This window comes from Enterococcus saccharolyticus subsp. saccharolyticus, from assembly GCF_029023825.1.
GTDB classification, from domain to species: Bacteria; Bacillota; Bacilli; order Lactobacillales; family Enterococcaceae; genus Enterococcus_F; species Enterococcus_F saccharolyticus.
This window is the reverse complement of the sequence record NZ_CP118957.1, coordinates 2,512,114-2,524,885: the sequence shown is the minus strand read 5'-3', so window position 1 is coordinate 2,524,885 and position 12,772 is coordinate 2,512,114. Positions and strand designations below refer to the sequence as shown.

Sequence of the window (12,772 nt, the reverse complement as noted above, 5' to 3'; positions counted from 1 at the left end):
AAATGAAAAAAGATTTTTCAGTGAAGACCATCGTTGCCATTGGGATTGGCTCGGCAGTATTTGTTATTTTGGGTCGTTTTGCTTCGATTCCTACAGGTGTACCGAATACAAATATTGAAACCACATATCCATTTTTAGCTTTAATGGCAGCTTTATTTGGTCCATTACCGGCTGCATTGATTGGTTTTATTGGTCATACATTAAAAGATTTAACATACGGCAGTCCGTGGTGGTCATGGATTATTTGTTCAGGGATTGTCGGTTGGATCTTAGGATTTGCCGCACGCAAGATTGATTTAACTAGTGGAGAATTTTCTACAAAAGAAATGATTCGTTTTAATGTGGTTCAAATTGTTGGTAATGCTATTGTTTGGGGCTTTATTGCTCCAACATTAGATGTATTAATTTACAGCGAACCAGCAAACAAGGTTTATTTCCAAGGCTTAATTTCAGCTACAGCTAATTCGATTGCCATTGGTGTGATTGGTACTTTACTGATCAAAGCTTATGCTTCGACACAAACGAAAAAAGGCAGTCTAAAAAAAGATTAAACTGGAAAGAAGGAAGATGTTATATTTTCCTTCTTTTTTTGCGACAATATCATTTCTGGCAAAATTTTGGTAAGATTGGGGAAGAATAATTACTGAGGAGAAAACAATGACAGAACCAATGATTGTATTTAAAGATTTTTCATTTCAATACAACAGTCAATCAGAACCAACGTTAAAGCAGATTAATCTGACGATTCAACAAGGCGAAAAAGTGTTGATTGTTGGCCCATCTGGGAGTGGAAAATCGACGTTTGCCCATTGTTTAAATGGGTTAATTCCAAATCAATATACAGGAGAGATAACTGGCGAGGCGTGGATTGCAGGCAAAAATTTGCAGGAAACCTCGTTATTTGATTTGTCTTTCACCACAGGAACCGTATTGCAAGATACAGACGGACAGTTTATCGGTTTGACTGTTGCGGAAGATATGGCCTTTGTTTTGGAAAATGATGGTATCGAACAAGCAAAAATGCGTGAAAAAGTTGCGCAATGGTCTGAATTAGTTGATATTGCCAATCATTTAGATAAACGTCCCCAAGACTTATCTGGTGGACAAAAACAACGGGTATCGATGGCAGGTGTCATGATTAATGATGCTCCGTTATTATTATTTGATGAGCCTTTAGCGAATTTAGATCCAGCAGCAGGGCAAGACGCGATTGAATTAATTGATACTTTGCATCAGCAAACGCAAGCGACCGTGGTGATTATTGAACATCGATTAGAAGATGCTCTTGCCAAACCTGTAGATCGGATTATTGTTTTTAATGACGGGCAAATTGTCGCCGATCAGAAACCAGATGCGTTGTTAAAAACGGCAATTTTAGCAGAAAATGGTATTCGTGAACCGCTCTATGTGACAGCGTTAAAATATGCACAAGTTGATTTACAAACAGTGCACCATTTAGCTGATGTCAAACAACTTACTGGTGAACAGTTAGCTGAGAAAATGACCAAATGGCAAAGTGCCTTATTTGATTTAGAAATACCTACTCAAAAAACCGCTTTGTTGGAATTAGCCAATATTACTTACCGTTATCGTCCCCAAGATGAACCTGTTTTAAAGCATGTATCTACTACGCTTTACCAAGGGGAACGCCTAAGTATTGTTGGTAAAAATGGTGCGGGAAAATCAACGTTATTCAAAGCATTATGCGGTTTTATTCGCCCAGATGGTACGATGCACTGGCAAGGAAAAGATGTCAGTCAAGATACAATCAAAGAACGTGCGGATAAAATTGGTTATGTCATGCAAAATCCAAATCAAATGATTTCGCAAAAAATGATTTTTGATGAGGTTGCCTTAGGTTTACGTTTGCGTGGGATTGAGGAAGCAGAAGTTGAAAACCGCGTCTTTCAAGTGTTAAAAGTTTGTGGATTGTATCCATTTCGTAAATGGCCGATTGCGGCATTAAGTTACGGACAGAAAAAACGGGTCACTATTGCTTCCATATTGGTTTTGGAACCAGAAATGTTAGTGCTAGATGAACCAACTGCAGGGCAAGATTTCCGTAATTATACTGAAATGATGGCGTTTATTGAAGAGTTGAATCACCTAGGTAAAACAATTGTCATGATTACTCATGATATGCACTTAATGTTAGAATATAGCGATCGTGCATTAGTGATTAAAGATGGGCAAATATTGGCGGATACGACACCTATTCAACTATTGACGAATCCAGAATTGGTGCAAGAAGCTTCGTTAAAAGAGACCAGTCTGTTCACGTTTGCGAAACAGCTTCATTTAGCGGACCCAGTCGCGTTTACCCGCAAATTTATTCAATATGATCGAGAGGTGCGCAAGCGATGAATCAACAAACATTAGGGTATCATCCTGGGAATACTTTTTTACATCGTTTAAATGCCACAGCGAAATTACTTTTTTTGTTGCTGGTGACTATTGCGACAATGACAACGTATGATACCCGCTTTCTAGCATTTGTGGGTATTGCTTCGATGCTGTTATTTAAACTGGGCAATATTCAGTGGCATCAAATTTCGTTTGTGGTGAAATTTATTTTGTTTTTCTCTGTGCTAAATATTCTAGCAATTTATTTGTTTGAACCAGAATATGGTGTTTCTCTCTATGGTACTCGTCATGTTATTTGGGAAGGTTGGGGGCGATTTACCTTGACACAAGAGGAATGTTTTTACCTAGGGAATGTGGCGCTAAAATATTTCAGTACCATTCCTTTAGCTTTGACTTTTTTGTTAACCACCAACCCAAGTAGTTTTGCATCAAGTCTAAGTAAATTAGGAGTTAGCTATAAAATTAGTTATGCAGTCGCGTTGGCACTCCGTTATATTCCAGATATTCAAGAAGACTTTTTTAGTATCTCTCAAGCACAACAAGCACGTGGACTGGAAATGTCGAAAAAAGGCAAAATTTCACAGCGTATTAAGGGAATGTCACAGATTCTTTTACCATTAATTTTTTCTAGTTTGGATCGAATTGAAACAATTAGTACAGCGATGGAATTGCGTCGCTTTGGACAAAAGAAAAAGCGGACATGGTATGTTGCGGAACCGTTTAAAGCAAGTGATTACCTAGTCATTGTCTTAGGATTAAGTTTATTTGGGATGACATTGCTGTTGTTTCATCTCAATGGCGGTCGATTTTATAATCCATTCCAATAAAAAGTTAGCCTCATGATGTGGGCTAACTTTTTTTGCGTATAGATTAACAGCATGCTGTTAAAGATGCAAAATGACAGCGAGCTGTTAAGTGAGGAGGAAGAACATTGAATGAACATGATATTGGTATGTTGATTAAACAACTGTATGATGCCAAGGAAAAACGAGCAAATGAGAAATTAAAACAATTTGGTTTAACTTTTTCGCAGTTTCGATTGCTCATTTATATTCATGAACAAGGCGAAGTATCGTTAAAAGAAATGGAACATTATTTTTCATTAACGCAACAGACGGTCGCTGGAATTATTAAACGTTTGGAAGAAAAGGGGTTTGTAGTAACATGTGCAGATAGTTCAGACAAACGCGCTAAAAATGTGCAAATGACTGAAAAAGGAGACGACAGCTATCAAAAGGCAATTGCATGCTATCAACAAGCACAAGACCTGTTGATACAAGACTTTTCTACTGCCGAAAAAAACGAGTTTCAACGCTTATTGACAATGGCGTTGCAAAATATCAAGAAAGGTGAGGAACGATGAGTTTAAATCAACGACAATTAGCGCAAACTAGATTAGAAATGGCGAAGAACTTTGAAGAATTGAATCAATCATCAGAAGAAATCAAAAGAGATTTAGGTTTTAGTTCATTAGATTTAAAAAATGCATTAGAAGTGGTACCCCACTATAATCCGACAAATGTTTGGAAATTACGTGATTACCTAGAAGAAAAAATCTATGAACAAGGAAAAACGTTCTATCCGTTTTCAGTTCTGCAAACAAATTATTATTACACTTATGAAAAAAATTGGTCATCTCACTAAAATAATTGAAAAGAGGAATAACTGATGCAATATACAGGTTTTGGTTTAGGTTGTGGGAGTATTTCCGTTGCAAATGAACAAGCAGCGAAGGAAAGTAAGGCGATTATTCAAGCCGCATTAGCACAAGAAATTACTTTTTTAAATACGGCAGATTTTTATGGTAGTGGCGAAAGTGAGTTGGGCATTGTGGAAGCGTTGACAGGTTACAATCGTGAAAAAGTTTATATTTCTGATAAGTTCGGGATGTTAATGTCACCTAAAGGAAATATGTATGGGTTAGATGTTCATCCAAGTCGAGTCAAAAATTATTTGGCGCATTCACTAAAACGCTTAAAGACAGATTATATTGATTGTATCAGCCAGCAAGAATTGAGCCAAGTGGATGCAGAGACGTTACGTTGTGCGAAAGATGTTCATCCTATTGCATCGGTTGAAATGGAATATTCTTTATTTAATCGTTCGATGGAGCAAACGATTTTACCAACTGCAAGAGAATTAGGGATTGATGTGGTTGCTTTTAGTATTTTAGCCTATGGATTGTTGAGTGGTGCATGGACCAAAGAACGTGTAGCAACCGGCGAAATGGCACGCAATGCGTCATATATCGAAATTTTTCAAAAAGGGCATATTGAAAAAAATATTCTGCTCGTTGAACAATTGCGCGTCATTGCTGCGGAAAAAAATGTATCGTTAGCGCAACTAATCTACGCCTGGTCATTGACCAAAGGAAAGGATATCATTCCCATTATCGGTGTCAGCAAACTATCTCAATTTAATGCATCCATCTTAGCTCGTGAGATTGTCCTAACACATGAAGAAGTGGAGCGTATCGAACAAACAGTGCCTGTAGCAGCCATTTCAGGACGTAGTTTTCCAAATTAAGCAAAAAACTGTCGTATAAGTGTCTTTATTGAAGTACTATCAAACTTTATGTTACCAACCTTATTTGTTTCTATTGGTGTTTTTTTAGCAGACATAAAGAGTAAACTAATTCTTAGTAAAGTTCTGATATTGATTGGGTTTTTGTGGTATGTCTATGTTATTTTACATTATTTAATCGGGCTATATAATCCTTATTGGCAATAGAAAAAAGAGTCTCAGCAATCCATCTGCTGAGACTCTTTTTAATTTTCTCTTGTCAAAATACTTTCAGTGATTGCAAGTAAGGTTTCTTTGGTTTGTAATGTATTGGTTGGCAATTTTTGAATCCCTTTAAGTGCCTTTTGGGTGTAATCAGTAGCTAATGCTTGTGCTTGTTGGACACCACCTAATTTATGAACCAGTCGATGGACTTGTTGTGTGTCCGCTGGGGTCATCGCTGCTTTTTTTTCCAATAAAGGGATGAAGACTGCCCGATTTTTTTGTAAGGCATACAACAAAGGCAAAGAATAAATTCCTTGGCGAACATCTTCAAGGACTGGTTTGCCAATCGTATCAGCAGTTTGCGTGTAGTCCAAAATATCGTCAATAATTTGAAAAGCCATCCCAATTTGCTGCCCGATTTCACCCGCTTTTTTGGCAAAATGCGTGGTTGTTCCACTTTCTAATGCGCCGATAAAACAGCTTAAAGCGAATAATTCAGCAGTCTTTCCAGAAATATTTTCTAAGTAATCTGTGACGGTCATGTCTAAGTTGTAATGATTGTCCATTTGCCCTAATTCACCAGAAAGAATTTTTTCCATACTGCGTGAATTGAGTTGCAGACTTTTCATTGATCCAGCATAATCAGCCATTAATTTAAAACAGCTGACAAAAAGGTAATCGCCAGCATAGACAGCAGTGGCATTATCGAAAGTGGCACGTACAGTGGGTAAATTCCGCCGAACATTGGCATCGTCGACAATATCGTCATGAATTAACGTTGCTGTGTGGAGCATTTCAATTGCAGCTGCGAGTGCGACAGCTTTTTGTCGGTCTTGTTCTGAACCAAATTGTGAAAAAAGCAATTGATACGCGGGGCGTAAAAGTTTTCCACCCGCTTGAATCATTTCTAAAATGGCTTGTTGAACTGGTTTGTTTTTTAATTGGATGGCGTTTTCCATCAGGGTCAACGTTTGAGTCAACTCTGGTTGTAAGTGTGGATACGCCTGCCACATTGGATGAATTTTCATAAAAATCTCCTTTGTTACGTTTTCCATGAGACGTGTGTTTGTTCTTCATATTCCGTTTGAAAGCGCCGCAAGGTATCGACCCGTTGCAATAGATAATTGGCTGAGATACCGATCGCAATTCCTGATAAGATACCTAGAAAAGAGAGTATCGGTAAATAGAGCATTACCGTCCAAGATTGAGCAATCCATGAAGCGGTGACCAATTGTCCGACATTATGCATAAAACCACCCGTTGCACTGATACCGATAATGCTGACACGTTTTGGACCAAGTTGTTTCACTAGTAGCATGCCACCGTAGCTTAATAACGCACCACTCATGCTATATAAGAAAGTCGAAATCGTTCCACCTAATAATGTGGTTAGAATTAATCGCATCCAAATCAGCATAAAGCTTTCTCTTTTAGGCATGGTGAATAAAGCGATAATCGTGATTAAATTAGCTAACCCTAATTTAGCACCCGGAGCAAAGGCAAAGGGATAAGGAATCATATTTTCAATCAGACCAATGATGACACCTTGGGCAACTAGTAACGCAATAAAAATAATTTTTCGTAATCGGCTCATAGTGTGGGACGATTAATAAATTAAATCGTCCATGTCACTCCCATCTGCGGTTTGGATTTCAATGACAAGTTTATGTGGAAGGCACACGATGGTCTCGCCATTTTTTGATGCCCAACCGCGGCGGACACAAATTTGATCGCCACAATCGGCTTCTTTGATACGAATGCGATCTCCTTGAATTTCAATTAAATTAAAATCGCCATCGTCATCTTCGTATAAGTAAGTATAGGTTGCTTGTCCTTCAATTAAATTGAAAGTTTTGATTTCTTCCCCGTCAACACGCAAGATTGCTTGTTTTTCAACAACAGCAGTTTCGGCGGTTTGTTGCATGGAAAAAATAATAATGGGTAAAAAAGAACTCATAATCAAGACCAAAACGATGACACCATCCCATGGTTTTAAGCGACTATTTTTGATAAATTCTTTGATATTCACGAGAGGGTCCTCCTTTTGCTGATTTCTTTTTTTATTCTAGCATAAACTAAAAATTCTGTATAAACATTTTGAAAATGGCTGGAACGTGATGAAGTCTCTGTCCCAGCCATGATACTTATTTTTTATTTTTGCCCATACATTGATTTAGGTTTCCCGTACCACCAGTTACCTAATGTACGTTGTAACCATGGAATTACCCAGCGGTCTAATCCGACTGCGCGACCAGAACCGTTCATTAAAGCAAAGGCAACTGGAATGAACCAGATATTTACCCAGAAGAACATCCCCGATAAACAGAATGTTGCTACTAAAACAATGGTCGTTGCACTAAATAACCAAGTAAATAGACCCGCGATGATTGCCAAGGCAATCCCAATTTCCACAAAGACCATCATTTTTTGGAAGAACATCGCTACTTCCATATTTGGCATAATGACTTTCATGATACTCACAAACCAATCAGGCGCTTTTTCAATAACGGCCATTGGTTGCTCGCCATATCCATAACTTAAACCAAAGTGAGCGACAGTTTCAGCACCCGCTCCTGCATCAGCGGCACCACTGGCAGCACTAGCGACATCCGCACTTGCTGAGCTGGCTGCGTCTGTTGCTGCTTGATAATCCCACGTCCAAGGGAAAACACTGTCGCCTTGGAACCATGAACCTTCACCAAACCAAGTGCTTGGTTTTAGCCATTCACCTTCACCAACGATTTTCTTAAAGGCTTCTAGTAACCAAACCAATCCGTAGAAAATACGTAAAGGAACACTCCATAAGACATTTCCGTAACGAGAAGTATGTCCACGAGCGACGTTACGATCGTCTTTAATGTGGAAGAACTCGTGCATGATATATTGGAACATGTAGTAACCAGAACGAATATCAAAGAAGTATTTCAAGTTTACGATATGTTTCATGATAATCGCTAGGAAGCCACTTAAATGAATTTTATTGAATAAATTCGCGACACCCCATTTAGAACCAACTGAAACCATAAACCCTTGATAATTCCCTTTGAATTTATGCTTTTCGCCCCCTTTAATCGCTGCCACAATATTACTTGCAGCCGTGTGTCCTGTTTGTTCTGCGGCTTGTACGATTTGTGGAGTTGGTGTATTTGGGAACTCTTCATAGAATACTAAGTCACCGATCACGTAAATGTTTTTATCTTCGTAACCTTTTGCTTCCATGTATTCATTAGCAACCAAACGATTACCACGGGCTTTTTCTAATCCGAAATCAGCCGCATCCGAAGTCGCTTTCACTCCAGCAGTCCAAATTAAGGTATGTGTTGGAATCGTTGACCCATCTTTTAATTTGATATGGTCAGGTGCTACTTCTACGATTGGGGCATTTAGCACTAGTTCCACATTTTTGGCTTTCAAGTAACGTTCTGCTTTGGCAGCATCGTTACGACCCAACATATTTAAAATAGTTGGCATTGCTTCGACAACTTTTAAAGTGATTTCGCTTGGATCTAATTTATGATCTTTGGCTAAACGTTCTTTCCAGTCGATTAATTCACCGACCATTTCAATCCCAGTAAAACCAGAACCACAGACAACAAAAGTTAACATTGCTTTGCGTACCGCTGCATCCGGTTCTAGGGCAGCTTTGGCAACAGTCGTTAAGATGTGTTCACGGATGCGCACCGCATCTTCAAATGACCATAATGTAAAGCCATTTTCTTTCACGCCAGGTGTGCCAAAGTCATTTGGTTCGCCACCCATACCTAATACTAGGTAATCGAATGGATAAGATCCTAATTTAGTTGTGACCACTTTGTTTTCCTTGTCAATTGCTGTTACCGTATCCGTTACCAATTGAACGTTTTTCTTGCGAGCGAATAAATGCTGTAAATCATATTGAATTGCTTCTGGTTCTACACGTCCTCCAGCAACCTCGTGGAGTTCGGTCATCATTGTATGGTAAGAGTGACGGTCGATCAACGTGATAGTGACATCGCTGTCTTTTTTTAGTTTTTTCGCTAAAAATTTAGTGGCAGATACTCCAGAGTAACCTGCACCGACAACGACAATATTTTTCTTTGCCATTGAAAATCTCTCCTTTGATAATAAAAATATTATGGTAATAATTACACAATCTACTACATTATATCGAGAATTTCTTCGTTTGTCTAAACTTTTTTAAAAATTTCACAAAAAAAATTAAAAAAGATTGTAGCCTGTGAAATTAAAAAAATCAACAATTTTTGATTCTTTTTTTGATAATATGGTTGACTTATTTGAAAATTCCTTTAAAATGTTATATGAATCACAAACTTCTTTGTGAATAATTTTTTAGAAAGAAAAAGGTGGGAACGAGATGAAAACAAAAAAATTTATGGTAGGGTTTACAGTATTCGCTTTTTCAGCGTTGGTGTTAGGAGCATGTTCACCAGATAACAATGGTGAAAGTGGTGCCAGCAGTTCAGCAGCCGCTTCTTCTGAAGTAGTTGAGTCTTCAACAGCAACATCTTCTTCTGCAGCAACTGAAACAACAGAAGCAGCATCAGGAATTGTCTTGCAAGATGGAACATACAACTTAGAAGAAAAGAATTATAACAACGGCTACCGCGTGGTCTTCTCAATTGAGGTAAAAGACGGCAAAATTGTGGCATCTAACTATGATAACGTCAATGAAGCAGGCAAATCAAAAGTTGAAGATGCAGACTACAACAAAAACATGAAAGATAAAGCTGGCATCTCACCAGAAGAATACATTCCTAAATTAAATGAAGAATTAGTGGCAGCTCAAAGCGCTGATGGCGTAGATGTAGTAACAGGAGCAACACATAGCTCTCATTCATTCCAAAACTATGCACAACAATTAATTCAAGCAGCTCAAGCTGGCGAAAAAGCAACAATTGAAATTGACAATGGTGCAGAATTAAAAGATGGTACCTATACTTTGGAAGAAAAAAATTACAGCAATGATTATCGTGTTGTTTTCTCAATTGATGTCAAAGATGGCAAAATTGTAGAATCTAAATACGACAACGTCAATGAAGTAGGCGAATCAAAAGTTGCAAACAAAGAATACAATGAAATGATGAAATCAAAAGCCGGTGTATCACCAGAAGAATTTATTCCGAAATTCAACGAAGCATTAGTTGCTCAAATGGCGAACGAAGATGGCACACCTGGAGACATCGAAGTAGTATCTGGTGCGACACATAGTCACCACACATTTGTTCTTTATGCGGAGCAATTAATCAACGCTGCTGAAAAAGGCGACACAGCAACAATTGAAATTGATAACTTTGTAGAAAAATAAAGAAACAATCTATATTTGAGGAAAGAGGCTGGGAATTTTCATTCCAGCCTCTTCTTTTTTGAAAAAAACTTTTCAATCAGGTAAAAAAAAGCTATGATAAACAAGACAATAAATAGAAAGAGGAACAACATGAAGAAAAAGTTAGGTCTGCTTTTGGCAGCACTCATTATGGTCGTTAGTGTCACTGCGTGTAGCAATGAGACGAAAAAAAATGCCACCACCGAATCTTCTGTTTCCGTTGCAAAAGGCTTACGAGAAAAACCTTATGCAAAAGAAGAATTTTTGTTAGGGACATACGTGCGTATTCGTGTGTATGATGAAGGGAAAGAAGATGCGTTAGCGCCCGCTTTTGAGCGTATCGCTGAACTAGGGGATAAGATTACCATCAATCAATCTGGTTCGGAAATCGATGCGATCAATGAACAAGCAGGCATTGCTCCTGTCACAGTATCCGATGATATTTACGAGTTGTTAAAACATGCATATGACTATAGCGTGGAATCAAATGGCGGTTACAATATGACGATTGGTGCCATCACTCAATTATGGCGCATTGGCTTTGACGATGCGCGAAAACCAGCGCAAGCAGAAATTGATGAAGCCTTAAAACATATTGACTATCATAAAGTGACATTCAATGATGCAGATAAATCTGTGTACTTAGAAGAAAAAGGCATGATTATTGATTTAGGTGCGATTGCCAAAGGATACATTGCTGATGAAGCCGCAAAAGTCTTAAAAGAACAGGACGTGACATCTGCAATTGTTGATTTAGGCGGAAATATTTTGGTTGTCGGTCACAGTTGGCGTGGTGAAAATGAAGATTGGAATGTCGGCATTCAAGACCCCAATAACGCTCGCGGAACAATTTTAGGGTCAATTAAAGAAAGCGATAAAACGATTGTTACTTCAGGCATTTATGAACGTTACTTAGAAGTTGATGGCGAGAAATACCATCATATTTTTGATTCTAAAACAGGTTATCCTTATGATAATGATATTGCCAGTGCAACGGTTATCACGGAAAAATCCATTGACGGAGACGGTTTGACAACAGTCATTTTTGACAAAGGAGTCAAAGAAGGACTGGCGTACATTGAACAACATACACCAAAAGGCACGGACGCTATTTTTGTAACAAAAGAAGGTAGAGTATACGTGACAGACGACATTAAGGACACTTTTAAACTGAATCAAGCATCTGGTTATACCATGGGTGACCGCAGTGAACTTAAATAGCAATCTAGGAGGAAAAAATGTCACTGAAGAATTTTTTAGAAGTTGTTGAGATCCGCACAAAAGTTGCGAGTCTTTTTCCATTTCTTATAGGAGTGCTTTATTCATTAGCACGTTTTAATGAATTTCATGGGTTTTATACGGTGTTGTTTTTCATCGGTATGATCACTTTTGATATGACAACAACAGCAATTAATAACTATATGGACTTTAAAAAAGCCCAATCTCAAACGTACAAATACGAACAAAATGTGATTGGTCGCGAACGAATTTCACCCGCGCTCGTCCGCAAAATGATTTTAGTTATGATGGGGATTTCAGCTGTTATTGGATTATTGTTAAGCTTGATGACGGGTTGGTTATTTCTAATTATGGGAGGACTCGTTTGTCTAGTTGGGATTTTTTATACATTTGGTCCCATTCCTGTTTCACGTATGCCGTTAGGTGAATTGGCGAGTGGTTTGACGATGGGGTTAGGCTTATTTGCTATGACTGTCTATTTAAATACAGTCAACCAACGGGTATTTTACCTAGATATTAGTTTTAAAAATGATAGCTTTTCTTTAGGTGGACAACTTTGGGGGATTTTAGCTATTTTTGTCGCTTCATTACCTTTAGTATTTACGATTGCCAATATTATGTTAGCGAATAATTTGCGTGATTTAGAAACAGATGTAGAAAACAATCGCTATACCTTGGTTTATTATATTGGTCGCAAAAAAGGGGTCCAACTTTTCCAAGTATTGATGTATGGTTGCTATGGTGCGATTTTATTAGGCTTTTTATTCTGGGTATTCCGTTGGCCAATCTTAATTGTGTTTATTAGTTTACCGAAAGTTCGTCGCAACTTGATGGAATTTAAAGAAACATTACCAAATCCAAATAGTTTTAACTATGCGATTCAAAATATGGTGCTATTTAACGCGAGTTATGCGTTTGCGTTATTAGTAAGTTTACTTTTCTAGTCTAGACGTTTGAATTAAGGTATGTTATACTTTTAAAAAAATTGAATATAGAAACATTTGGGGTGCTGTAAAGCTGAGATTATACCCATTGAACCTGAAACAGTTAATACTGGCGCAGGGAAATGTGTGAATTATTGTGATGAGTGCCTGACTAAGTAGTTTATTTAGTCAGGTT

General features: G+C 38.0%; 13 protein-coding genes and 1 riboswitch. Of the genes, 9 read left to right on the top strand and 4 right to left on the bottom strand.

Translation table 11 applies throughout. The annotated features are described in order from the left end of the window. Window positions 1-2 precede the first annotated feature (2 nt). The 6 genes from PYW32_RS12795 (at window position 3) to PYW32_RS12770 (ending at window position 4,890) form a co-directional block, all read left to right on the top strand. Window positions 3-551: an ECF-type riboflavin transporter substrate-binding protein gene (locus PYW32_RS12795; RefSeq protein WP_016173885.1), complete on the top strand. Its 549-nt coding sequence runs from the start codon at window positions 3-5 to the stop codon at window positions 549-551. Window positions 552-657: 106 nt separating this feature from the next. After that, window positions 658-2,364, top strand: coding sequence for an ABC transporter ATP-binding protein (locus tag PYW32_RS12790; protein WP_016173886.1), 1,707 nt, complete (start codon window positions 658-660; stop codon window positions 2,362-2,364). Next, complete coding sequence (locus PYW32_RS12785; protein WP_016173887.1) at window positions 2,361-3,191, top strand: energy-coupling factor transporter transmembrane component T family protein; 831 nt, start codon at window positions 2,361-2,363, stop codon at window positions 3,189-3,191. Before PYW32_RS12790 ends, PYW32_RS12785 begins: the two co-directional genes overlap by 4 nt. Window positions 3,192-3,295: 104 nt before the next feature. Then, window positions 3,296-3,727 (top strand): MarR family winged helix-turn-helix transcriptional regulator, encoded by a 432-nt coding sequence (locus PYW32_RS12780; protein ID WP_016173888.1) that lies wholly within the window; start codon window positions 3,296-3,298, stop codon window positions 3,725-3,727. Further along, the gene (locus tag PYW32_RS12775) at window positions 3,724-4,008 is read left to right on the top strand and encodes a DUF2316 family protein (RefSeq protein ID WP_016173889.1); all 285 of its coding nucleotides are present in this window, start codon (window positions 3,724-3,726) and stop codon (window positions 4,006-4,008) included. Before PYW32_RS12780 ends, PYW32_RS12775 begins: the two co-directional genes overlap by 4 nt. A gap of 24 nt (window positions 4,009-4,032) precedes the next feature. Beyond that, complete coding sequence (locus PYW32_RS12770; protein WP_016173890.1) at window positions 4,033-4,890, top strand: aldo/keto reductase; 858 nt, start codon at window positions 4,033-4,035, stop codon at window positions 4,888-4,890. Window positions 4,891-5,132: 242 nt separating this feature from the next. Here the strand turns inward: PYW32_RS12770 and PYW32_RS12765 are convergent, their stop codons facing one another. From PYW32_RS12765 to PYW32_RS12750, 4 genes are all read right to left on the bottom strand, one after another. Beyond that, window positions 5,133-6,119: a polyprenyl synthetase family protein gene (locus PYW32_RS12765; RefSeq protein WP_016173891.1), complete on the bottom strand. Its 987-nt coding sequence runs from the start codon at window positions 6,117-6,119 to the stop codon at window positions 5,133-5,135. Between the two features lie 14 nt (window positions 6,120-6,133). After that, entirely contained in the window at window positions 6,134-6,685 is a 552-nt protein-coding gene (locus PYW32_RS12760) for a Gx transporter family protein (RefSeq protein WP_016173892.1), read from the bottom strand. Between the two features lie 12 nt (window positions 6,686-6,697). Beyond that, window positions 6,698-7,120, bottom strand: coding sequence for a NusG domain II-containing protein (locus PYW32_RS12755; RefSeq protein WP_016173893.1), 423 nt, complete (start codon window positions 7,118-7,120; stop codon window positions 6,698-6,700). A 122-nt stretch (window positions 7,121-7,242) separates the two neighbouring features. Next, on the bottom strand, window positions 7,243-9,174 hold the full coding sequence (locus PYW32_RS12750; RefSeq protein WP_016173894.1) for an NAD(P)/FAD-dependent oxidoreductase: 1,932 nt from the start codon (window positions 9,172-9,174) through the stop codon (window positions 7,243-7,245). Window positions 9,175-9,445: 271 nt separating this feature from the next. Here PYW32_RS12750 and pplA point away from each other — a divergent pair, with 271 nt between their 5' ends. The 3 genes from pplA (at window position 9,446) to menA (ending at window position 12,597) form a co-directional block, all read left to right on the top strand. Then, window positions 9,446-10,396 carry an extracellular electron transfer flavoprotein PplA gene (pplA, locus tag PYW32_RS12745; RefSeq protein ID WP_016173895.1) on the top strand — a complete coding sequence of 317 codons (951 nt, stop codon included), beginning with the start codon at window positions 9,446-9,448 and terminating at the stop codon, window positions 10,394-10,396. A gap of 129 nt (window positions 10,397-10,525) precedes the next feature. Then, a complete protein-coding gene (locus tag PYW32_RS12740) occupies window positions 10,526-11,635 on the top strand; it encodes an FAD:protein FMN transferase (RefSeq protein ID WP_016173896.1) in 1,110 nt (369 codons plus the stop codon). Between the two features lie 17 nt (window positions 11,636-11,652). Then, window positions 11,653-12,597 carry a 1,4-dihydroxy-2-naphthoate polyprenyltransferase gene (gene menA, locus PYW32_RS12735; protein ID WP_016173897.1) on the top strand — a complete coding sequence of 315 codons (945 nt, stop codon included), beginning with the start codon at window positions 11,653-11,655 and terminating at the stop codon, window positions 12,595-12,597. Between the two features lie 48 nt (window positions 12,598-12,645). Beyond that, a riboswitch (TPP riboswitch) is annotated at window positions 12,646-12,735 on the top strand. The last annotated feature ends 37 nt before the right edge of the window (window positions 12,736-12,772 follow it).